Source organism: Erwinia sp. PPS120 (genome assembly GCF_047918655.1).
Lineage (GTDB): Bacteria > Pseudomonadota > Gammaproteobacteria > Enterobacterales > Enterobacteriaceae > Erwinia > Erwinia tasmaniensis_A.
Genome location: NZ_JBLREF010000034.1, coordinates 211,387 through 230,511, shown reverse-complemented (window position 1 = coordinate 230,511; position 19,125 = coordinate 211,387). Strand labels below are relative to the sequence as shown.

Genomic DNA, 19,125 nt, shown 5'->3' with positions numbered 1-19,125 from the left:
GATGCCATGCCCTGTGCGCCGGAGGACCGCCACGCTATGTCACCGAAAAATCTGAGCGAAGAGCTGTTCAAACCGCGCTTCAAACACCCTGAAACCTCATCCTTAGTACGTCGCCAACATCGGCATAAGCCGCTGCCGGTTCATTCGGCACTGGAGGGGGAGAGCCACGCTGGCTGGTACCGGATGATTAACCGCGTACTCTGGACATGGCGCGGCCTGCCGCCGCTTGAGATCGGCGAGGTGCTTGCCAGAATCGCCAACAGCCGCGCGGAGCACACCGACGAAAGCCTGCTGGATACGGTGATCGGCTATCGCAGCGGCAACTGGATATACGAGTGGTCTTCACAGGCGGCGCAGTGGCAGCAACGGGCCAGCGCCGCCAACAGCGATGAAGAGGCGGGGCGCTGCTGGCTGCATGCTGCCAATTTGCTCGGCGTGGCGGGCTACCCGCATCTGAAAGGTGATGAGCTGGCCGACCAGGCGCAGCTGATGGCTAACCGCGCCTACGAAGAGGCCACAAAGCGTCTGTCGGGCGAGCTGAAGGCGCTGACGTTTGCTATCCCTGGCGGCAGTCCGATTGAAGGCTTTTTGCACATGCCTGCGGGCGTCAGTGCGCCTTATCCTACGGTGCTGCTGTGCGGCACGCTGGATGCGCTGCAAACCGACAGCTATCGCCTGTTTCATGACTACCTCGCCCCGCGCGGGATCGCCATGCTAACCATTGATATGCCTTCAGTGGGGTTTTCGTCGAAGTGGACGCTCACCCAGGACACCAGCTTTCTGCATCAGCAGGTGCTGCATCAGCTGGAAAATGTACCCTGGATCGATCACACCCGCGTGGCGGCCTTCGGCTTCCGCTTTGGCGCTAACGTGGCGGTGCGGCTGGCCTATCTTGAGTCACAGCGTCTGCGCGCGGTCGCCTGCGTCGGCCCGGTGGTGCATCATCTGCTCAGTGACAGCGCGCTCCAGGACCCGATGCCGGAGATGATGATGGACGTGCTCGCCAGCCGACTGGGCATGATGAATGCGGCAGACTCAGCCCTGCGCGCCGAGCTGGGCCGATACTCCCTGAAAACCCAGGGGCTGCTGGGCAGACGCACCACCACGCCTCTGCTTTCCGCCTTCTGGCCGAACGACCTCTTCAGCCCGGAGGAGGAGTCGAAGCTGATTGTGCAATCCTCCAGCGACGGCAGGCTGCTGCCGGTATCGCTGACGCCGGCGATGCATAACTTCGATAAGGCATTACGTGATATTGTTGCGTGGATAGCAAAGCGGTTGCTGCGATGATTTGCTATAGTTCAGCACTTTCCTGCTCCTGAGCGGGATGATAACAGGCTCAATGATGGAGGTTTTACAATGACGTTACCAAGTGGGCATCCTAAGAGCCGCTTAATGAAGCGCTTTGGTTCTCTGGGACCCTATATCCGTGAAGCTAAGTGCGAAGGCGATCGCTTTTTCTTTGACTGCCTGGCCGTTTGCGTCAATGTGAAACCGGCACCGGAGCTGCGTGAGTTCTGGGGCTGGTGGATGGAGCTGAATGCTGAAAGCGATCACTTCACCTACGAATACTACTTTGGTCTGTTCGACAAAGAAGGAAACTGGAAGCCGAGCGCCATTAAGGGTAAGGAAAATAACGAGCGACTGGAAGAGACGCTGCGTAATTTCCACGTGCGCTTAAAAGCGCTGCTGGAAGAGCTGGAGCTGGGCCTGAAGCCCGCTGCCGACTTTGCGGACGAACCGGTAAAGCTGACCGCCTGACGGCAGGACGCTGGCATGTATCACCGATCAGCAGTATTTGCTGCTGACCGGTGCAGCACGTTGACGTTCGCCGGACATGTACAACCCTTGCCCTCCCTGCTGCTGTTTTTTCCCTTTTTCCCGCTCCCCTGTTGGCTTCCAGCACCACACCTGATAAAACGTCTTCTTGCAGACCTCTCACGTAACGGCAGGAAATAATGAGCAGCAGCCAGACCCTGGTAGTGAAACTGGGGACCAGCGTATTAACCGGCGGATCGCGTCGGCTGAACCGGGCACATATCGTCGAACTGGTGCGTCAGTGTGCGCAGCAGCACGCGGCGGGCCACCGCATTGTGATTGTGACCTCCGGGGCGATGGCCGCCGGACGTGAGCATCTTGGCTACCCGGAACTGCCGCCGACCATCGCCTCAAAGCAGCTGCTGGCTGCGGTGGGGCAGAGCAGGTTGATTCAGCTATGGGAGCAGCTGTTCTCTATTTACGGCATCCACATTGGGCAGATGCTGCTGACCCGCGCCGACCTTGAAGATCGCGAACGCTTTCTGAATGCGCGGGATACGCTGCGGGCGCTGCTGGATAACCACATCGTGCCGGTGATCAATGAAAACGACGCGGTTGCCACGGCGGAAATCAAAGTGGGCGATAACGACAACCTCTCAGCGCTGGCGGCGATTCTGGCCGGTGCGGATAAGCTGCTGCTGCTGACCGATCAGCAGGGGCTGTTTACCGCCGATCCGCGTAACAACCCGTCAGCGGAGCTGATCCGCGACGTGCACGGCGTTGACGATGCGCTGCGCGCGCTGGCGGGTGACAGCGTCTCCGGTCTGGGCACCGGCGGTATGACCACCAAGCTTCAGGCAGCGGATATCGCCTGCCGGGCGGGCATTGATACGATTATCGCCGCCGGTAGCCGTGCAGGCGTTATTGGTGACGTTATCGCCAGCAACCCGGTCGGTACCCGCTTTCACGCGCTGGAAACGCCGCTTGAGAACCGCAAGCGCTGGATCTTCGGCGCGCCGCCAGCGGGCGAACTCACCGTCGATGACGGTGCGCTCTCGGCGATCCTCGAGCGGGGCAGCTCGCTGCTGCCAAAGGGCATTCGCGATATCGGCGGCAACTTCTCACGAGGCGAAGTGATCCGTATCCGCAGTCTCCAGGGACGCGATGTGGCGCACGGCGTCAGCCGCTACAATAGCGATGCGATGCGCATGATTGCCGGGCATCACTCCCAGCGAATCAGCGAGATTTTAGGTTATGAATATGGTCCGGTTGCCGTTCACCGCGACGATATGATCGTCAGCTAAGGAGCAGGGCATGCTGGAAGAAATGGGTAAAGCCGCGAAAGCGGCATCTTACGTGCTGTCGGTGCTCTCCACCGCAGAGAAAAACCGGGTTCTGATGACCATCGCCGACCGCCTGGAAGCGCAGAGCGCTGAAATCCTCACGGCCAACGAGCGCGATCTGGCCGATGCGCGCCAGAACGGACTGAGCGAAGCGCTGCTGGATCGCCTGATGCTCAACCCGGCGCGGCTGAAAGCCATCGCTGACGATGTGCGCCAGGTCTGCCGCCTGGCCGATCCGGTCGGCGTGGTGTTAGACGGCGGTCTGCTGGACAGCGGCCTGCGTATTGAGCGTCGCCGTGTGCCGCTGGGCGTGGTGGCGGTTATTTATGAGGCGCGCCCCAATGTGACTATCGACGTCGCTGCGCTCTGCCTGAAGACCGGCAACGCCTCTATCCTGCGCGGGGGTAAGGAAACCTGGCGCACTAACGGCGCAACGGTTCGCGTTATTCAGGACGCGCTGCGTCAGCATGGTTTACCGGCCGGGGCCGTCCAGGCGATTGAAAGCCCCGATCGCGAATGGGTGAATCAGCTGCTGAAGCTGGATCGCTATGTGGATATGCTGATCCCTCGCGGCGGCGCGAATCTACATAAGCTGTGCCGCGAACAGTCGACCATCCCGGTGATCACCGGCGGCATTGGCGTCTGCCACATTTTTGTCGACAGCGATATCGAGCAGCAGGCGGCGCTGAAGGTGATTATCAACGCCAAAAAACAGCGTCCCAGCGCCTGTAATTCACTGGAGACGCTGCTGGTCCATGCGGACGTGGCAGAAAGCTTCCTGCCCGTGCTGAGCCACAGCATGGCGGAGGCTGGCATCAGGCTTCATGCCGATCCGCGCTCGCTGCCGCTGCTGCAAAACGGCCCGGCCGACGTTACCCCAGTCACCGACGCCCAGCTCCGCGACGAATGGCTGTCGCTGGATCTGAACGTGGTGCTGGTGGACTCTCTGGATCAGGGTATCGCGCACATTCGCGAATACGGCACCCAGCATTCGGATGCGATCCTCACCCGCAGCCTGCATAACTCAAACCGCTTTGTGAATGAGGTCGACTCCTCGGCGGTGTACGTTAACGCCAGCACGCGCTTCACCGATGGCGGCCAGTTTGGCCTGGGCGCAGAGGTGGCGGTCAGCACGCAGAAGCTGCATGCGCGCGGCCCGATGGGTCTGGAGGCGCTCACGACCTATAAATGGATAGGTTTTGGCAGCGATACCGTGCGCGGTTAACGCTTTAGCATCATAACCGCCGGCGTCAGGTGCGCAGGAGAGTTAAGTATGGTGACGTTTTCACAGCTTTTTCCCTTCGCCGCCATCGCCCTCGGGCTGGTGCTGACGCCGGGGCCAAATATGATCTACCTGATTTCCCGCTCGCTGTGCCAGGGCCGCCGCGCGGGTTATATCTCGCTAAGCGGCGTGGCGCTGGGCTTTATATTTTATATGCTCTGTGCCGCAATGGGCATCACCGCGCTGATTATGGCGGTGCCGCTGGCGTACGACGCGCTGCGCATTGTGGGGGCGCTTTACCTGTTATATATGGCCTGGCAGGCGATATTCGGCGGCAGATCGCCCTTTCAGCTGCGCAACCTGCCGCCCGACAGCGATCCTAAGCTCTTTACCATGGGCCTGCTGACCAACCTGTTAAACCCCAAAACCGCCGTCATCTACCTCAGCCTGCTGCCGCAGTTTATCCGTCCCGAACAGGGGCAGGTGCTGATGCAGTCGCTTATACTCGGCTTCACCCAGATTGTGACCAGCATTATTGTCAACAGTATGATTATCTTCGCCGCCGGCACTATCGCCTCATTCCTCGCCCAGCGCCCCGGCTGGCAGAAGCTCCAGCGCGGGATAATGGGTACGGTGCTGGCAGGCCTGGCGGTAAGAATGGTTATGGAGGGAAGGAAGTAAGGTAGTGAGTGGGGGAAGGAAGTAAGGTAGTGAGTGGGGGAAGTAAGTTGGGGGAGGCAAGTTGGGGGCAGAGAAAGAGCAGCAGGGTAGGGAGGGAGGAGAATCACCCGAGGTTTGCCTTGCTGCCAGATGAAAAAAGCGGCGACTGATTTGCGCCCCCCTTGACTCCCCGGGCATTTTTTCTTAACGTAACGCCCCGTAGTACACCTCCCCAAAGCCGATATAGCTCAGTTGGTAGAGCAGCGCATTCGTAATGCGAAGGTCCCAGGTTCGACTCCTGGTATCGGCACCAGTAAAATCAAGTGGTTAGGCATCATTAGTTCCTTCCCTGATTTCAAAGTGGGACAGATTTGGGACACAGGCGCTAAAAATGGCGTCGATTTGCTTCGCATGCTCGGTCAGGTGATTTGGTGCCAGGTGTGCATACCTTCGAACCATCTCGATTGACTCCCAGCCACCCATCTCCTGCAATACCGATATTGGAACTCCCGCCTGGACCAGCCAGCTAGCCCAGGTATGCCGTAAATCATGAAAGCGGAAATCCTCTATTCCTGCCCGCTTAAGTGAAGCCCTCCACGCCGTGTTTGCGTCGTAGCGCATTTTTCTGACAATATCCGTTTTTGTACCATCTGGCCGGGTGCTTCTTTCCGTATAAACGAACACCCATTTGCCGTGCCTGCCGATCTGCTTTTTCAGTACCTGACATGCGGTATCATTCAGGGCTACGCCAATAGCCTGGTTTGATTTGCTCTGCTCCGGGTGTATCCATGCCACCCGGCGCTGCATGTCGATTTGTTGTCACTCCAGATTGATGATGTTTGATCGCCTTAGTCCGGTTGCGAGCGCGAATCGCACCACTGACTTTAGTGGCTCCGGGCATTCATCTATCAGCCTCTGCGCTTCATGTGGTTCCAGCCACCGAATGCGCTTATTCTTCGGCTGAGGGACAGTGACGATAGGTGCCTTCTCCAGCATCTTCCAGCTCCGTTCAGCTGTACGCAGTAGCGCCTTAATAAAGGCCAGGTGTGTTGCCTTGGTTGCAGTCGCTGCTGGCTTAGCCTTAAATGGCTCCACCTCCCTCCCTCTCTTTTTTGCTGCCTCGGCCATCAGGCGGTAATTCTCCTCATGCCTCCTGTTCGTCATCTTCTGGATGGCGGCATAAATCCTCAACTCCGTAATATCTTTTAACTGCATCCCCGAAAAATGTTGAAGCCAGAATCCAATCCGGCTCTTGTCATCATCCAGCGATTTCTTATGCGCTTTCTCTTCAAGCCAACGAACGCATGCATCCTCGAAAGTCATGTTCGGCGTTTCACCGAGATAGCTCACTCGCCAGGCCTCAGCCTTCAGCTTGTCGTGGAGTTCAGTTGCCTTCCTTTTGTCCGTTGTTCCAAGAGATCGCTTAAAGCGTTTACCGTCCGGCTGTATGAAGCTGGCGTACCAGGTATCATTCCTGCGGAATAGCGACATGTTTTCTCCTCATGTGCATCACCCGCGCTCACGGCGACAGTGTGCAACGGATTGTTCAGTGCGGCAATACATGCCTGGCGGGTAACGAGATAGGGTGATTTTGATTTGCTCGGGTCTTTGCGTGTGGCCGTAAGTCTCCCGGTCCTGATCCAGTTGCTGGCAGTTGGCCGGGAGATGCCGAGGAACGCGCAGGCCTCATCAAGCGTGAGTGAGTACGCTGACATAGTGACCTCAGTGTTAATTCAGGCGATTAACGCCAGATGATATTTTCAAATGCTATGTGATCGGCGAACGCATATATTTATCTATGCAATTGTACGAGGGGTTGGTAATTCAGGTTGATGTGGAATGATTGATGTTTATCTCTATGTAACACCTGTCACCAATTACATCCGTGATGTACAGGCCTATCCTGCCTGAAAAGTGCTTATAATAGGTCCACCCTGTTTTCTTGAAAGATCTCAATCTAGCCATACTATAAAGAAAATTCTTATCGCAGTAAATGTGCGCCATACCGTTACTGTGGTACTCAACATCTATTTTATTTAGAGCCTTCTTCGCACTAACATATCCATAATGGAGAATCTCAGATCTTTTGATTACTTCGCAAACCCTGTCCCTTTCCAATTTCTCCAGATATCCATTCTGGAGTTCTCGCGTCAGAATTGAACTCATAAAATATCCTTGTTACCTCTGATTAAATGCTGGGGTGGGGTTACTTAATTTCGAATTTCAATGCAGATAGCTTTTTCATTTGCTTATCCAGAGATTGCAGTTTCTTGATACGCATTTCTTCAGCCCGGCTAATGGCATCTTCCAGGGTAATATGCCAGTCATTACCGTGATGGTGCTGACGGTAATGCTCTTCAATAAACATATCAGGGAAGTACTCAGAAAGGCGGCCTTGAGCTTCGTAGATGCCTTTGGTTAATGCATATTTTGTAATGTATGCCTTTGTCACTTGATCATCTCCTTATCCACCACGCGCACGTAATACGTCAGCCATCTCTTGGCCGAGAACGTACCGGGCGGCAGTGCGATTATTTTCTTAGTGTATTTGTCTAGCAGAAGGGTAGTTATACGGTCGTGCTCAGAGCGGGGCTTGCCTTTTGTCGCCTGGACTATCTCAGCTCTGCATTGCCTCGCCACCGACCTTAGCGCGTTCTCTTGTGCTGGCAGCATTCGCTCTCTCCGTGCAGTCGGCCCATACCTGCCTTGCCTGCTGTATGCGGGTTATACTCCAGCCATTGCGGCGGGTAACCGGTATTCCAGCCTCTTTGTAAATCACCTCGTCGAGGTATCGTTCAAATGATTCATTCATCGGTGAGCCTTATTCCGGGGATTTTACCGGCTGCTATGGCGTCGTAGATAATCTGAGGGTCTTCGCAATCTCCGATATTCAACTGCTTCATATGCGCAATTGCGACTTCTTCCCTCTTCCGCTCCGCTTCGCTGCGGATTGGGCGGAAAAGCCATTTATCACCATCTAATGCTGAAGATATTCCGTTATCCCAAAAGCCAAACACCGACCCTGATTCAACGGCTACAACTTTAAACTTAGCCCAGTTAATTTGACCTGGTTGAGCGGATTCACACTCCACCCCAACTGGCGGAAACCCTTCGCCAGACCATACAGGCTGCTGAGATGCGGCAAGTGCTGCTTCATATTGCTCGCGGGTGACAATCGCTGTACTAAAGTCATCAGCCATCTTATCAGCGTGAAAACTGCAGCCAGGTATATTGATTTCCAGCCAGCTATCTGGTGAATTGGAACCCCATACTCCAGCCTTATTTTTCCCAAACTTGAGTAATTTGCCTGTGTAGTGAAATTTCACTTCATTATCTTTATCCTGCACTGCACTAACATCACATTTCGACTCAGGCCAGCCACCACGCTTAGGTAATTCTTTAACTAATAGCTCTAATAGTGTCATGCTAATTTCCTCTGACTTCCTGCCCAAATAAATACCTCATGGTCCTTTCTGCAATCACTGTTACAATAATGGCCCTTATCGATGGGTTCCTCGCACCAGTGGCACTCGCCGGTATACGTCATTGTCGGACGCTGCCTGTTAGCCAGGGCGTTATCAATCATCTGCTGCTGACGGGCTGCGGCTTCATCTATCTGGTCTGCGTACATATTTGATACTCCGAATTATGGGCCAAAAAAAAGCCGCATCAGCGACTCAATCTTTCCACACAGCCACAATGAAAAGGGCTATGGATGCGATGTTTAGGATTATCATTTATCCCTCATCGGCTTGTTATTCATCTGCAATACTCCCGCCAGCGGCTTTAATTTCCTTTTCAACTAATACGCGATATGCACCCTGAGCACGTACCGCATCGGGAGAGCGCCATTTCTCAACATCAGGCATATTCACAACGAACTCTTTCGGCGGCAACACGGCGGGCTGTGGGGCGGTGTAGAGCGGAACTGCGATATAATCATCACTGGCAGAGCAGAGGCTCTTAGGTTTTAACCATGAGCCAAACTTGCCCGTTTCCCTGTGCTGTACACCATATCCTACAGGCTCACCCGCTGCCGCATCTCGCCGTGCTAATTCGGCCTCAAGCTGTGTGATTTTATTCTCTGACAGGCCGTTAATGTATCTGACTGTATCCATGTCATGACCAACAAGCGTTACGCTTTCCTCCAATTCAGCGACGCGCTTCTCTGCTGCTTCCAGCGCGTTAACCTGCTGCTGTAGTGCGTCAACGTGGTCAAGCAGCGCTATCTGCGCATCTGAGGGCATATCGAAAGTGGTGCAAGCCCGCATTTTTTTAAGTAGGTCTGGCGTAATTTTCATATTGCGTCCTTAGTCCTGTTAGTTAACGGTAGCCGCCAGCGTTAACGACCTGGTTACCGCCGTGAAGCAGCAGAATACCGTAATGTCGCAGGTAGCAGAGCAGCGGGCAGTTACAGCACAGCAGAACCGGAAACTACAGAATGAAATTAAACAATACCTCGCGGCTGACAAGTGCGCTGCTTCTCCTGTTCCCGTTGACGCTGCTGACCGGCTGCGCGACGCAGCAAAAGCCGCAGGTGGAGTACAGGACAATAAAGCAACCAGTGGTAAGCCTACCAGCGGAACTAATTAGTCCCATTGACGTTCCATCGGTGCCTAATGCGATGACTTTCGGCAACAGTGTGGCGCTCAATGCTGAGCTATTCGGCCTGCTGGGTCAGTGCAACATTGATCGCGCGGGCATTAGGCAGATAGAGGCACCACGACAATGAAACAACTTATTACGTGGCTGAAAAGCCTGTTCATCCATCCCAAAGAGACAAACACAATGACCGATCAAGTCGTAGAAGTACCAGCAGTTACTACCCCGGCAGCAGAGGTTAAGGCTGGCGTTCAGGACTTTGAAGCAGCCCTGACATTCGTAGAGAGTGGCGTAACTCAACTGGGCGAAGCGGCCAAAGACGAGTTAAAAGCGCTGGCGAAGAAATACCTGTAAGCAGAAGTCCATATCACAAGGGCCTCGCCATCGTGCGGGGCTTTTTTATATGCATTTCACCGCGCCATGCCCGGCGTATCAAATCACACAGAGCCTTTCAGGAATCAGCTTCGGAGATAACCGTTATAAGCGGCGGCTTCTCTGTGGGCGGTTATCTGGGCAACGAGGCTTATTCACTAAAAGGTAATCGCTATGAAAAATCTTTCAGTAGCCACTGAATTCGACTTTCGCCAACTTGTAGCAGCTGCTGATGGTGAGCCGGTAACGGACACTTTCCAGATCGCCAAGGCATTTGGTAAGCGACACGCCGATGTGCTGCGCGCCGTGGAAAACAGTCATTGCTCTGCTGAATTCAAGACAGCGCATTTTTGCGTTTCCGAGAAAATCAATGAGTTAGGTATTTTCGACAAAAAGCAGAAGTTCTACCGAATGGATTTCAGCGGTTTTGTTATGGTTGTAATGGGCTTTAGCGGGCCAGCAGCTGCGCGCGTAAAAGAGGCATATATCAATGCCTTCAACTGGATGACCGCAGAGATGCGCAAATACAGTGAGAGCTATGAAGCGGAGCGCAATGCTGTAATGCTTGAATACATGAAAGAAAAGGATGTCGCCAGCATGTCCGGTCGGCTGCTTAACCGATGGGGAAGAGTGAAGAAGCCATTGCTGCTGGCGAGAATAGAGAAGATAGAGAGGCAAGGGCAGATCACTCTGCCTGGCCTCAGGAAGTGACCATCACAAGGCGCATTTGCTAGTGCGCCTGTTGATGATTATTTATAAACTATATTCTCTGAGCTTGTTTTTTATCGCAACCAGTCTTTCTTTCCCATCTTCGTCGAGTGAATCGCTGAGAGAGCCAGTATCTTTTGAATCCACAGTATCTGATATAGCCTCCTTTAATTCTTTCCCATGAACAGACTTGAGAAAATTTAATAACGTGTGGATGATTATATTTTGCGCCATTAATTCAGAACGCAAGTCTAAAATCTCATCCTGTAGCTCATGTTTATTTTTAAAATCATCGGACATCATAACCTCCCAAGGGTAAGAAAATGGCACTCACCGACAAACAAGACATGTTCTGTCGCGAGTACCTCATTGATTTGAACGCCACGCAAGCGGCATATTAGGTTTTTTTATTTGAGCCGTTCAGCAGGTTACCCACCAATTTATGGCGGAATCGGACAGAGTTGCTTTTGCTACAGAGGTAACCATGCCGTTGGCAGCAGCTGCGTCGGCGTCTAAAATAGTAGCAGCATTAATCAATGCTCCCCAGTCAATGTCATTGCGCTGTGTCTCGCTATTGAGAACATCAACGAAGCGTACGAAGTCATTATCGAGGCATTTGGACCACTCAACCATCCTAGCGTGATCTGCTGCCTGAGTGGTGAATTCCCAATGCAATGGATGAAGAAGAAACCGAGATCCTGCATTAGCGCGACGCTCAGAGCCTGCCATGAAAATGATGTTAGCAACAGATTCAACGTTGCTTATGTTGTGGGTTATTACAGGTACTGGCAGGGATTTCAAAAAGTGATAGGCAGTAAAGCCAGATATGAGATCGCCACCTCCACTGGATAAATGAATTTGTAATGATGTTGCCTGATTGCGAAGCGCCTCTAGGCAAACGCCTTGGAAATGACTGACCGTACTAGCTGTAACAGGGCATAGAAAATGAACAGTATGCAGCATGCTTTCACCATTAAGAATATTCCGAGTGGTTAACATAAATCGACTAACGACAATTTGTAATCCTGATATTTGAACAGCAAATCGAGTCTGTGGTTTTTTCTGGAGAAAATATGACAAGCCAAGATAGCAATCTGAGTCGGCCATACCCTCCAGCTGAATTCGTAGAAGAGTTCGCTCCCTACATCAAACTGATTCCCGCTACTGACATTCATGAGTGGGTAACAGGCCAAATCCTCGATGGTAACGGCAGTCTGCACAATCCCGATCATTCGCACCTGATTGATGCTGACATTGCATTCATGTGGGCTGCATCGGCCTTCAGCAAGAAAGGCCGTACCGTACTCGGCCAGGCTGAAGAGGTAATGATGCGTGCAGGAGGATGGCAAAAGGCCAGAATGGAACAGCAGCTGTATGAGTGGTTCGGTCAAATACCGGATTACATCATCACGCTGGCTGCTGACTTCTGCTCTCAATGCAGCGATATGGAGTTTTGCGCACTCGTAGAGCATGAGCTTTACCACATAGCTCAGGACACTGATGAGTTCGGCGCACCTAAGTTCACCCGCGACGGACAACCTAAGCTCTGCATGCGAGGCCACGATGTAGAAGAGTTCGTTGGTGTGGTTCGCCGATATGGTGCCAGCGCTGACGTACAGGAAATTATCGACGCTGCCAGCCAACCGGCTGAGGTGGCGAAAATCAACATAGCCAGAGCGTGCGGTACGTGCCTCATGAAGCTGGCATAACGCTTTATTCAGATTGTCATGGAGGTAGCCTGTGGCAGCATTATCGACAGAGGTTAAAGCCTTCATCGTGCAGTCTCTGGCGTGCTTTGAGCCGCCAACAAAAGTCATTGAGCTTGTAAAGGCTGAGTTCAACGTTCAGGTATCACGTCAGCAGGTATCCCAATACAGCCCCGGTAATGCCATGGCGGCGAAATTGAGCCAGAAATGGATAGACCTGTTCGAAAGCACGCGCTCACGTTTCCAGACTGAAATATCTGACATCCCTATCGCCAACAAAGCTTAACAGGTGTAACACCTCATCTGTTACCCGCTGTAACCCCTGTTGTTACACAGAGACATTTCCTGAAAGTCCATTTAAAACAGCGATGTAACCCGTGTTACCCCTGTTACACCCCATTGCCAACAGAGACGCGGGCAACACGCCCTTCAGAGCCTTTTTCCTGGCGGGCCACCGGGTTTGTTTGCTGAGCCATGAGCAGACGGGGAAGGCAGGCGTTGTCCGCTGGGCCACGGCAGAATACAAACATCCTTTACAGAGAGAGAATTATCATGAGCGAGAATAAAAGCCCCGCCGTCATCCGCTTCAGGGAAGCCAAAGCCGAACACACGGCGCAGATGATGAAAATCAACGACATCACCGCCGCCATTACCCGCAGCAAAAAAGAGCGTGAGGCGGCCATCGAGAACGGGAAGGAGGCCGAAACGAACTGGCGCACCCGTTTTCGCGACCTGCGCGGGGCGATGACGCTGGAGCTGCGCGCCCAGCACAGCGAGCGCATCGCCAGCCGCGAGCTGGCTGAGGAGTTTACCGGTCTGATTGAGGAGCTGGAGTTCGAGCACGAGGGGGAGGTGATAAAGGCCGTGCACACCGGCCATGCTTACGTCAACGCGCACAACGCGGCCTTCACGCAGTACGTGGAGGGCCAGTGGGAGGCCGCCATGCGCAACCTCAGCCCGACGCTGGTACGTGCCGTCCGCCTCAAGCTGCTGTCACTCGAACTCAACGACAGCGGACGCCATACCGACCCGCAGCATGAAGAGCCGGAAGCGATACTCGCCCGCGAGGTCGGTAAGCTGCTGACTGGCAAAGCAGAGAGTGCGCGACTGGATATGGACGCCGAGCCGGTGCTGTCGGAAATTGGTATCTACCGGCCCGCGCTGACCGGCGTGGATATGCGCCTGTATAAAAGTCCGTGCTCCATGCACCTGCTGCTACAGGGGCGTAAAGAGAAGCTTGAAAGAAAACGGCAGAAGGAAAACCAGGCATGATGCACTGCCCGTACTGCAAAAGCCCGGCGCACGCCAAATCAAGCCGCTACATGTCCGAACAGGTTAAGGAACGTTATCATCAGTGCACCAATCACGATTGTTCCTGCGCGTTCAAAACCAGCGAGAGCATTACGAAGGTAATCACCGCACCGCCGCGGCCCGAAACCTGCGAGGCTCCGCCCCCACCGCTGCCTCAGCGCCAGTCCCAGACGCTGGGCCGCTACGGAAGTGCTTTCCGCCACTGACCCAAAACCTCACTCACTCCCTGCCATCCGGCGGGGATTTTTTTTACGCAAAGCTAAAGATTTTCTACACGGTGACGAGTATAAAGAGTGATGCATGCAAGAGCTGCATGGTTTTGCATGCAAAAAATGCGGGTCAGAAGCACTAACGGGGCCAGTGCTGACGCGGCCCGAGCCTGTGCATGCAGCTGCATGAAAAGCGGTGCATAAAGCGGGCAGGCGTGGCGGGGATAGCATTGCGCGCAGGGATTAAAAATGCGCATATTCATGAAAAGCCTTTTGGCTACCATTTGAGAGTAATCTTGGTGCTAAAAAGTTTTTTAGGATTTTATTTAAGAGATACAGGTGGATTAGAATGATCGATTACAATAAGAAAATAAAAATATTAATAGAGCATTTATCATCGAGAGCATCAGCCAGGGTTGCGCAAAAAGTAATCAAAAGATCAGGGCTTAGAACTGGGCGCACGTTAGAAGATACTATTGCTTACGTTGAATGTATTAAACCTGATCGTGCAGAAGTTACATATAAAAAGTTGCTTTCTTCTGTAGAAGATTTTCATCTTTTTGGGGCTAAAGCTTTACGCATTTTAAAAATTAAAGAAAGTGAAGTAGAGAATGTAAAAGATTTTTTTGAATCATTTGTTCCTAATGAAGATATTTCTTCATATAAATTTTATCCAAAGCCCTTAAAAGAAAGCACATTAAAAAAAGAGTCGCTCCATGAGCCATGTTTTATTAAGAAATACATTTCTCCTTTAGGTACTCTATATGTGTTTAGTTCAAGAAATATTATAACTTTGCGAGATGTTTTTGAAGGTAGTGATATTGATGATTTTGGATTGAAAAACAATGAATATGATAAAATTATTGCGATAAAAGAAAAAGATATTCAGTTTTTTAACTCAATCTTTGTTCACGCTGATTATGAAAAAATAGAGTTGCGTGTTGACCTTGCGTCAGTAATGGGAATTACTGTACTCAAAGATGTGTTGGATATATTTGAGCGTAAATTGGATTCATTATATTTTGATAAGTATAAGGTTCCACTTCCTGTTGGAAAAGTAGATTTGTTCCCTATTATAGAAAAGTTATATCAAACAAAGGATGATGGTTATGTTTCAGAGCTTACATTCAAATGCCCTACTGGAGCAAACAGGACGGAAACGTTAAGTAGTTACAGGAAAGATTTAAATGTTAAAGATCTTAGGCTTGAAGAGTATCATGTTGCAGGCACTAAAAAAATAGACAATGTTTTTATTCCATATAAAATATGTGTTTATTGGGATTCTGAAAATACTCAAGGTGCTGTTTCAGGCGAACCTGAATTAATGCTTTCAGGATCATTGATAATGTCTAAATCTAACGCTATAATACTTGACTATGCGATAGTGAACAATACTCTCGCTGAGAAAGAATTTAATTACGTTATAGCGGCGATACACGAATATGTATGATGAGACTTATAATAAAATCAGGCGTATTTATGACGGTCTGCATGAATGCCCTGATAAAGAAAAAAAATCTTGCAATCAAGAAGATAGCTTGAATATGCAGGTGCTTGCATATCTGTTGCTAGTAAAAACGGTATCAGTAGTGGATTGTTCCTTTGTGGAAATTGGAATAAAATCACTGATAAAAAAGGCTGGTGATAATAAGCATGCGTTTATTAACTCAAATAGATCAAAATATAATGTTTACGAAATAGAAAAAAACTTAAGTTATTTTTCCATGCCCAAAAAAGGCTTGTTAAATTTAAAATTCATTTATTTTGATTCTAGGTTTAGCAAAGAATATATATTTGACCCAAGGGTGATGATCCGGTACCTAAGTGATAATATCCTCATCCACCCTATTACGGAAGAGAGAATATCTAATTTTAGGGATTATGTATATCCGGTTTATTTTCCTACCCAGAAACTGGAAGAGCTTAGAGTAGATTTTTTTGATGAAAGGGAGTGTGAGGTTCATGAGTGCTCAGAAAGTTACAATAGAAATGATAGAAAAGAACGCGCCAGAGCTCTTAGAATATTACGCTAATAAATGCCCCGCTTCACATGAATCTTTCTATTCAAGCTTATATAAAGCTTTGAATTCAATTTCAAAAAAAGCTTACAGACTACGTAACTATAAAATACATCATTCTGAGGAAGAGCTAGCTAGTTTTTTCTCAGGTGAACTTGAAAGAATGCTCTTTAATTCTGAAAGAGAAGGCGACCGTACTGGGCATGTAGATATAATTGTTAGAACTAATATTGATGACGAAGATATCGAATGGTATGGAGAATGCAAAATACTTGCATTAGATGGAAGTAACTGGGACATACATCAAGGATACTTACAGCTTACCACACGTTATTCTTTTGCAGAGTATGGTGAGCACGGGATAATTGTTTTCAATAAGAAAGATAAAGCAAAGTTCAGAGTGTCTGAGTGGTGGGATTATTTAAAAGATAAAGAGTCACTTAAAAGTAAAAAAAATTGTGAAATATCGGAACTTGCCTTTTTTACGGAATGCGAAGATGAGTGCACTGGCATAAATATTAATATAAGGCATTTGTTTATACCATTATTTTATGCACCCAAAGACAAAAGTGCAGTAAAATCAAAGCAAAACAAAGTTTCAAAAGATCAAAATCAGGATTGTTAATTATTTTAGAACGGGTTATTTTATATATATTGGAGGGGGATTTTTACCGATTCTTATAGAAAAATTTTATGACTTAAGAATAAGGTTGTTTGAATTGGGGCATCAAAGGGGGCACCTGCGGGGGTGTTATTTTTTTTGTTATTAAAATCAATCAATTACTCGTTATATGCACTCCTGGTATCGGCACCATATTTTTATCATTATGCCTCATGCCTCCCCTTAAAATGCTATCATTCTCACCAGCCGACTCAGGCAGTAACTGACACAGACCATAACCCCCGGGGATGAATGATGAACAATGACGTACCGCTAAAATTTTATGACATCGTGGATGAGTATTCGACGGAATCCGCAAAGCCAGTAAGCGACCCGGAGCGTGACCCTCTGGCGCGTTATTTCCAGCGGCTGGTCACCCGCTTAATGAATAACGAAGAGATCAGCGAGAGTACACAAACTGAGCTGGCCAGGGAGGCGGGCATCGACGCGCTTCGTATTGATGATATCGCGACGTTTCTGAATCAGTGGGGCAATGAGTAGCTCTTTTAAGACAGCTTATTTTTCAAGCCGTTACCCCGCATTCTCAACGCTTTAGATCATTCCCTATATGAATCGAACGTATAAATATTTTCATGATTTAAAAGAGTATTTTTATAGGTAGTCATAATTGTTCCAACATTAATATCAACGGTTGAATTATAGTTTTTTGTGTCATGTGGCTGCATAAAAAACAGTAAGTTAATGATTAAAAAATAACCGTCAGTATACTACCAGACAATAGCCACTCACAGTGGAGTGTGGAGATTAAAACTGCTCAGTTGAAGAAACCAATGCCATGATGGTCACTTCGAATAAACTTTTCACGGGCTATCCGTTCTTAATCAGATAAGAGCAACTTGGTTACACCATACCAACAGATAAGCTTTTTCAACCACCCCATTTATTACTCACGACGACCAGGATATTTGCTCAGATGTGCATTGTATCAATGCAACGTAGCCTGTTTTCTTGGGACGAAGAGGATGAGCATGTGATTAATAAAGAAAGTTAAGATCGTCTTCTTGCTGAGATTATGCCAGATCAGTTTTCCCAAACAGTGATGTTTGAGATTTATCTGGTAAGTGGAACTGGTGAAACGATAGCAGAAGCACTAAAAGCAGTATTACCTCCTTGCCGACCCTGTAAATAATTCTGTGTAACTGCTAACGTATTAGAGGTGATCGCTCAGGCGGTCACCGAACTCGATAATAAAGCGACTCATCGCCAGCCGCCAGTTTCGGATCGGCATATTCCATTTTTTTTTGAAGCATCGCGGATCGCCAGATAAATGACTTTCCGCACCGGGTCATCCGTCGGGAACACCTTGCGTTTCTTTATTGCCTGACGGATCACGCTGTTCAGCGATTCGATGGCGTTCGTAGTGTAAATAGCTTTACGGATATCCGGTGGATAATTGTAAAACGTATTGAGATTTTCCCAGTGTGCATACCCGCTTTTACTGATTTGCGGGTATTTATCGTCCCAGCCCCCTGCGAACTGCTCAAGAGCCATTAACGCCGCCTCTTCTGTTGGAGCCTGATAACACCGCTTTCAGCCCGCCAGTGACGGCTTTGTAGTCCTTCCACGACACGTATTTCAGGCTGTTGCGCACCATGTGAATAATGCACAGCTGGATATGCGTCTGGGGATAAACACTGTTTATCGCATCCGGGAAGCCCTTCAGACCGTCCAGGCAGGCAATCAGGATATCCTGAAGGCCCCGGTTTTTAAGCTCTGTCAGCACGCTGAGCCAGAACTTTGCGCCTTGGTTTTGCCAGCCACATGCCAAGGAGCTCTTTATGGCCTTCGGTATTAATGCCCGGTGCGAGGAAGACGGCTTTATCAATCACGCTCCCGCCGTGCTTTCCGCTACCCCGGGCGCACTGGCGGATAAATGCGCCGTGCGCGATATCATATTCTTGCAGGACATAAACGCCGCAGGATAAAGATGATGACAGAGACTGATATTGGTCTGACCCACGTTGCCTTTGAGGTGAGAGATATCGCGAAGAGTATCGATTTTTATCAGCGCTATGCCGGAATGAAGGTCGTTCATCCGATGAAGCCTGATAGCACCATAACGACCTACGCCAGCCCCGTTCCTTTCCAGGCGCGGCCGGGTAGAAATATCAATTAACAAACTTAATGAGTTATCACGGCCTCAGCGCTTGCGATTTTACCGGTAACACTCTAACTTTTCAGAATGTTCTTTAACCCTGTAAACGTTGAGGTGCTCGCCATGAAGTTAGCAAATGTGTTTGTATTATTTGAAAAAATCGCATTGTTATTGTTTGTTGTCCTGCTGGGTTATCTGATAATAACAGGCGTTTTTTCTGCAGCAGGCGTCGATCATAGCTGGCCTTACCCACATCGATAGCTAAGAGATCCACCAGGGAATACGCAATATAATTAATAAAAAAACGATAAAAACCTTTTCGCACTTGCACTTACCGTTAAACCTTCCGTTCAGCACACGTCAGCTTTGCTCCCCATAAGCGGTAGCCTCTTTAGCGCAACTTCCCCAATTTGCGGTTTTCACTGACCTTCGCGGTTAGCAT

At 50.0% G+C, this 19,125-nt stretch carries 26 protein-coding genes, 1 tRNA gene and 4 pseudogenes; 21 read left to right on the top strand and 10 right to left on the bottom strand.

Annotation, left to right across the window (positions count from 1 at the left end):
- Positions 1-36: 36 nt before the first annotated feature.
- From frsA to ACLRGG_RS17035, 6 genes are all read left to right on the top strand, one after another.
- Positions 37-1,287, top strand: a complete 1,251-nt coding sequence (frsA, locus tag ACLRGG_RS17060) for an esterase FrsA (protein ID WP_416250886.1) — start codon at positions 37-39, stop codon at positions 1,285-1,287.
- A 69-nt stretch (positions 1,288-1,356) separates the two neighbouring features.
- A complete protein-coding gene (gene crl / locus ACLRGG_RS17055; RefSeq protein WP_067704923.1) occupies positions 1,357-1,758 on the top strand; it encodes a sigma factor-binding protein Crl in 402 nt (133 codons plus the stop codon).
- A gap of 197 nt (positions 1,759-1,955) precedes the next feature.
- Entirely contained in the window at positions 1,956-3,059 is a 1,104-nt protein-coding gene (gene proB / locus ACLRGG_RS17050; RefSeq protein ID WP_416250885.1) for a glutamate 5-kinase, read from the top strand.
- A 10-nt stretch (positions 3,060-3,069) separates the two neighbouring features.
- The gene (proA, locus tag ACLRGG_RS17045; protein WP_416250884.1) at positions 3,070-4,323 is read left to right on the top strand and encodes a glutamate-5-semialdehyde dehydrogenase; all 1,254 of its coding nucleotides are present in this window, start codon (positions 3,070-3,072) and stop codon (positions 4,321-4,323) included.
- 48 nt (positions 4,324-4,371) lie between these two features.
- Positions 4,372-5,001, top strand: coding sequence for a LysE family translocator (locus ACLRGG_RS17040; protein WP_416250883.1), 630 nt, complete (start codon positions 4,372-4,374; stop codon positions 4,999-5,001).
- A 216-nt stretch (positions 5,002-5,217) separates the two neighbouring features.
- Positions 5,218-5,293 (top strand) — tRNA-Thr (locus ACLRGG_RS17035).
- 14 nt (positions 5,294-5,307) lie between these two features.
- On the opposite strand, the pseudogene ACLRGG_RS17030 reads toward ACLRGG_RS17035, so the two are convergent.
- The 7 genes and pseudogenes from ACLRGG_RS17030 to ACLRGG_RS17000 form a co-directional block, all read right to left on the bottom strand.
- Positions 5,308-6,429 (bottom strand): annotated as a pseudogene (locus tag ACLRGG_RS17030) (site-specific integrase).
- The gene (locus tag ACLRGG_RS17025; RefSeq protein ID WP_416250882.1) at positions 6,348-6,695 is read right to left on the bottom strand and encodes a helix-turn-helix domain-containing protein; all 348 of its coding nucleotides are present in this window, start codon (positions 6,693-6,695) and stop codon (positions 6,348-6,350) included. Before ACLRGG_RS17025 ends, ACLRGG_RS17030 begins: the two are co-directional and overlap by 82 nt.
- A 109-nt stretch (positions 6,696-6,804) precedes the next feature.
- Entirely contained in the window at positions 6,805-7,146 is a 342-nt protein-coding gene (locus ACLRGG_RS17020; protein ID WP_416250881.1) for a hypothetical protein, read from the bottom strand.
- A gap of 40 nt (positions 7,147-7,186) precedes the next feature.
- Positions 7,187-7,432 carry a hypothetical protein gene (locus ACLRGG_RS17015; protein ID WP_416250880.1) on the bottom strand — a complete coding sequence of 82 codons (246 nt, stop codon included), beginning with the start codon at positions 7,430-7,432 and terminating at the stop codon, positions 7,187-7,189.
- Between the two features lie 165 nt (positions 7,433-7,597).
- A complete protein-coding gene (locus tag ACLRGG_RS17010) occupies positions 7,598-7,792 on the bottom strand; it encodes a hypothetical protein (RefSeq protein WP_416250879.1) in 195 nt (64 codons plus the stop codon).
- Positions 7,785-8,405: a hypothetical protein gene (locus ACLRGG_RS17005; RefSeq protein WP_416250878.1), complete on the bottom strand. Its 621-nt coding sequence runs from the start codon at positions 8,403-8,405 to the stop codon at positions 7,785-7,787. The genes ACLRGG_RS17010 and ACLRGG_RS17005 overlap by 8 nt, the downstream gene beginning before the upstream one ends.
- A gap of 330 nt (positions 8,406-8,735) precedes the next feature.
- Positions 8,736-9,281: a hypothetical protein gene (locus ACLRGG_RS17000; RefSeq protein WP_416250877.1), complete on the bottom strand. Its 546-nt coding sequence runs from the start codon at positions 9,279-9,281 to the stop codon at positions 8,736-8,738.
- A gap of 140 nt (positions 9,282-9,421) precedes the next feature.
- Here ACLRGG_RS17000 and lysC point away from each other — a divergent pair, with 140 nt between their 5' ends.
- The 3 genes from lysC (at position 9,422) to ACLRGG_RS16985 (ending at position 10,665) form a co-directional block, all read left to right on the top strand.
- Entirely contained in the window at positions 9,422-9,712 is a 291-nt protein-coding gene (lysC, locus tag ACLRGG_RS16995) for an Rz1-like lysis system protein LysC (protein WP_416250876.1), read from the top strand.
- Positions 9,709-9,936, top strand: coding sequence for a hypothetical protein (locus ACLRGG_RS16990; protein WP_416250875.1), 228 nt, complete (start codon positions 9,709-9,711; stop codon positions 9,934-9,936). Before lysC ends, ACLRGG_RS16990 begins: the two co-directional genes overlap by 4 nt.
- Before the next feature lie 192 nt (positions 9,937-10,128).
- Positions 10,129-10,665, top strand: a complete 537-nt coding sequence (locus ACLRGG_RS16985; RefSeq protein ID WP_416250874.1) for a Rha family transcriptional regulator — start codon at positions 10,129-10,131, stop codon at positions 10,663-10,665.
- 42 nt (positions 10,666-10,707) lie between these two features.
- Here the strand turns inward: ACLRGG_RS16985 and ACLRGG_RS16980 are convergent, their stop codons facing one another.
- Positions 10,708-10,962 (bottom strand): hypothetical protein, encoded by a 255-nt coding sequence (locus ACLRGG_RS16980; protein WP_416250873.1) that lies wholly within the window; start codon positions 10,960-10,962, stop codon positions 10,708-10,710.
- Positions 10,963-10,985: 23 nt separating this feature from the next.
- On the opposite strand from ACLRGG_RS16980, the pseudogene ACLRGG_RS16975 reads away from it, so the two are divergent.
- Positions 10,986-11,057 (top strand): annotated as a pseudogene (locus tag ACLRGG_RS16975) (terminase small subunit); the annotation flags it as partial.
- A 25-nt stretch (positions 11,058-11,082) separates the two neighbouring features.
- Here ACLRGG_RS16975 and ACLRGG_RS16970 read toward each other — a convergent pair.
- Entirely contained in the window at positions 11,083-11,769 is a 687-nt protein-coding gene (locus tag ACLRGG_RS16970; RefSeq protein ID WP_416250872.1) for an ATP-dependent Clp protease proteolytic subunit, read from the bottom strand.
- Here ACLRGG_RS16970 and ACLRGG_RS16965 point away from each other — a divergent pair.
- From ACLRGG_RS16965 to ACLRGG_RS16925, 9 genes and pseudogenes are all read left to right on the top strand, one after another.
- Complete coding sequence (locus ACLRGG_RS16965) at positions 11,736-12,371, top strand: putative metallopeptidase (protein WP_416250871.1); 636 nt, start codon at positions 11,736-11,738, stop codon at positions 12,369-12,371. The two genes, ACLRGG_RS16970 and ACLRGG_RS16965, sit on opposite strands and share 34 nt — an antisense overlap.
- A 31-nt stretch (positions 12,372-12,402) precedes the next feature.
- Positions 12,403-12,651 (top strand): annotated as a pseudogene (locus ACLRGG_RS16960) (DUF2280 domain-containing protein); the annotation flags it as partial.
- 269 nt (positions 12,652-12,920) lie between these two features.
- The gene (gene sid / locus ACLRGG_RS16955; RefSeq protein WP_416250870.1) at positions 12,921-13,640 is read left to right on the top strand and encodes a capsid size-determining scaffold Sid; all 720 of its coding nucleotides are present in this window, start codon (positions 12,921-12,923) and stop codon (positions 13,638-13,640) included.
- On the top strand, positions 13,637-13,885 hold the full coding sequence (locus tag ACLRGG_RS16950) for an ogr/Delta-like zinc finger family protein (protein ID WP_416250869.1): 249 nt from the start codon (positions 13,637-13,639) through the stop codon (positions 13,883-13,885). The genes sid and ACLRGG_RS16950 overlap by 4 nt, the downstream gene beginning before the upstream one ends.
- A gap of 179 nt (positions 13,886-14,064) precedes the next feature.
- On the top strand, positions 14,065-14,241 hold the full coding sequence (locus tag ACLRGG_RS16945; protein WP_416250868.1) for a hypothetical protein: 177 nt from the start codon (positions 14,065-14,067) through the stop codon (positions 14,239-14,241).
- Positions 14,238-15,338 (top strand): hypothetical protein, encoded by a 1,101-nt coding sequence (locus ACLRGG_RS16940; RefSeq protein ID WP_416250867.1) that lies wholly within the window; start codon positions 14,238-14,240, stop codon positions 15,336-15,338. Before ACLRGG_RS16945 ends, ACLRGG_RS16940 begins: the two co-directional genes overlap by 4 nt.
- Positions 15,331-15,921 carry a hypothetical protein gene (locus ACLRGG_RS16935; protein ID WP_416250866.1) on the top strand — a complete coding sequence of 197 codons (591 nt, stop codon included), beginning with the start codon at positions 15,331-15,333 and terminating at the stop codon, positions 15,919-15,921. The genes ACLRGG_RS16940 and ACLRGG_RS16935 overlap by 8 nt, the downstream gene beginning before the upstream one ends.
- Positions 15,851-16,531, top strand: a complete 681-nt coding sequence (locus ACLRGG_RS16930; RefSeq protein ID WP_416250865.1) for a hypothetical protein — start codon at positions 15,851-15,853, stop codon at positions 16,529-16,531. The genes ACLRGG_RS16935 and ACLRGG_RS16930 overlap by 71 nt, the downstream gene beginning before the upstream one ends.
- A gap of 291 nt (positions 16,532-16,822) precedes the next feature.
- Positions 16,823-17,068 carry a YmjA family protein gene (locus ACLRGG_RS16925; RefSeq protein ID WP_416250921.1) on the top strand — a complete coding sequence of 82 codons (246 nt, stop codon included), beginning with the start codon at positions 16,823-16,825 and terminating at the stop codon, positions 17,066-17,068.
- A 670-nt stretch (positions 17,069-17,738) separates the two neighbouring features.
- Here the strand turns inward: ACLRGG_RS16925 and ACLRGG_RS16920 are convergent.
- Positions 17,739-18,417 (bottom strand): annotated as a pseudogene (locus tag ACLRGG_RS16920) (IS256 family transposase); the annotation flags it as partial.
- Between the two features lie 98 nt (positions 18,418-18,515).
- On the opposite strand from ACLRGG_RS16920, the gene ACLRGG_RS16915 reads away from it, so the two are divergent.
- Positions 18,516-18,704 carry a VOC family protein gene (locus tag ACLRGG_RS16915; RefSeq protein WP_416250864.1) on the top strand — a complete coding sequence of 63 codons (189 nt, stop codon included), beginning with the start codon at positions 18,516-18,518 and terminating at the stop codon, positions 18,702-18,704.
- A 102-nt stretch (positions 18,705-18,806) separates the two neighbouring features.
- Entirely contained in the window at positions 18,807-18,944 is a 138-nt protein-coding gene (locus tag ACLRGG_RS16910; RefSeq protein ID WP_416250863.1) for a hypothetical protein, read from the top strand.
- The last annotated feature ends 181 nt before the right edge of the window (positions 18,945-19,125 follow it).

What these genes read in the sequence shown, in the direction of transcription:
- frsA (WP_416250886.1), top strand. Translation starts at nt 37, where the DNA reads ATGTCACCGAAAAATCTGAGCGAAGAGCTGTTCAAACCGCGCTTCAAA.
- crl (WP_067704923.1), top strand. Translation starts at nt 1,357, where the DNA reads ATGACGTTACCAAGTGGGCATCCTAAGAGCCGCTTAATGAAGCGCTTT.
- proB (WP_416250885.1), top strand. Translation starts at nt 1,956, where the DNA reads ATGAGCAGCAGCCAGACCCTGGTAGTGAAACTGGGGACCAGCGTATTA.
- proA (WP_416250884.1), top strand. Translation starts at nt 3,070, where the DNA reads ATGCTGGAAGAAATGGGTAAAGCCGCGAAAGCGGCATCTTACGTGCTG.
- ACLRGG_RS17040 (WP_416250883.1), top strand. Translation starts at nt 4,372, where the DNA reads ATGGTGACGTTTTCACAGCTTTTTCCCTTCGCCGCCATCGCCCTCGGG.
- ACLRGG_RS17025 (WP_416250882.1), bottom strand. Translation starts at nt 6,695, where the DNA reads ATGTCAGCGTACTCACTCACGCTTGATGAGGCCTGCGCGTTCCTCGGC.
- ACLRGG_RS17020 (WP_416250881.1), bottom strand. Translation starts at nt 7,146, where the DNA reads ATGAGTTCAATTCTGACGCGAGAACTCCAGAATGGATATCTGGAGAAA.
- ACLRGG_RS17010 (WP_416250879.1), bottom strand. Translation starts at nt 7,792, where the DNA reads ATGAATGAATCATTTGAACGATACCTCGACGAGGTGATTTACAAAGAG.
- ACLRGG_RS17005 (WP_416250878.1), bottom strand. Translation starts at nt 8,405, where the DNA reads ATGACACTATTAGAGCTATTAGTTAAAGAATTACCTAAGCGTGGTGGC.
- ACLRGG_RS17000 (WP_416250877.1), bottom strand. Translation starts at nt 9,281, where the DNA reads ATGAAAATTACGCCAGACCTACTTAAAAAAATGCGGGCTTGCACCACT.
- lysC (WP_416250876.1), top strand. Translation starts at nt 9,422, where the DNA reads ATGAAATTAAACAATACCTCGCGGCTGACAAGTGCGCTGCTTCTCCTG.
- ACLRGG_RS16990 (WP_416250875.1), top strand. Translation starts at nt 9,709, where the DNA reads ATGAAACAACTTATTACGTGGCTGAAAAGCCTGTTCATCCATCCCAAA.
- ACLRGG_RS16985 (WP_416250874.1), top strand. Translation starts at nt 10,129, where the DNA reads ATGAAAAATCTTTCAGTAGCCACTGAATTCGACTTTCGCCAACTTGTA.
- ACLRGG_RS16980 (WP_416250873.1), bottom strand. Translation starts at nt 10,962, where the DNA reads ATGTCCGATGATTTTAAAAATAAACATGAGCTACAGGATGAGATTTTA.
- ACLRGG_RS16965 (WP_416250871.1), top strand. Translation starts at nt 11,736, where the DNA reads ATGACAAGCCAAGATAGCAATCTGAGTCGGCCATACCCTCCAGCTGAA.
- ACLRGG_RS16970 (WP_416250872.1), bottom strand. Translation starts at nt 11,769, where the DNA reads ATGGCCGACTCAGATTGCTATCTTGGCTTGTCATATTTTCTCCAGAAA.
- sid (WP_416250870.1), top strand. Translation starts at nt 12,921, where the DNA reads ATGAGCGAGAATAAAAGCCCCGCCGTCATCCGCTTCAGGGAAGCCAAA.
- ACLRGG_RS16950 (WP_416250869.1), top strand. Translation starts at nt 13,637, where the DNA reads ATGATGCACTGCCCGTACTGCAAAAGCCCGGCGCACGCCAAATCAAGC.
- ACLRGG_RS16945 (WP_416250868.1), top strand. Translation starts at nt 14,065, where the DNA reads ATGCAGCTGCATGAAAAGCGGTGCATAAAGCGGGCAGGCGTGGCGGGG.
- ACLRGG_RS16940 (WP_416250867.1), top strand. Translation starts at nt 14,238, where the DNA reads ATGATCGATTACAATAAGAAAATAAAAATATTAATAGAGCATTTATCA.
- ACLRGG_RS16935 (WP_416250866.1), top strand. Translation starts at nt 15,331, where the DNA reads ATGTATGATGAGACTTATAATAAAATCAGGCGTATTTATGACGGTCTG.
- ACLRGG_RS16930 (WP_416250865.1), top strand. Translation starts at nt 15,851, where the DNA reads ATGAGTGCTCAGAAAGTTACAATAGAAATGATAGAAAAGAACGCGCCA.
- ACLRGG_RS16925 (WP_416250921.1), top strand. Translation starts at nt 16,823, where the DNA reads ATGAACAATGACGTACCGCTAAAATTTTATGACATCGTGGATGAGTAT.
- ACLRGG_RS16915 (WP_416250864.1), top strand. Translation starts at nt 18,516, where the DNA reads ATGATGACAGAGACTGATATTGGTCTGACCCACGTTGCCTTTGAGGTG.
- ACLRGG_RS16910 (WP_416250863.1), top strand. Translation starts at nt 18,807, where the DNA reads ATGAAGTTAGCAAATGTGTTTGTATTATTTGAAAAAATCGCATTGTTA.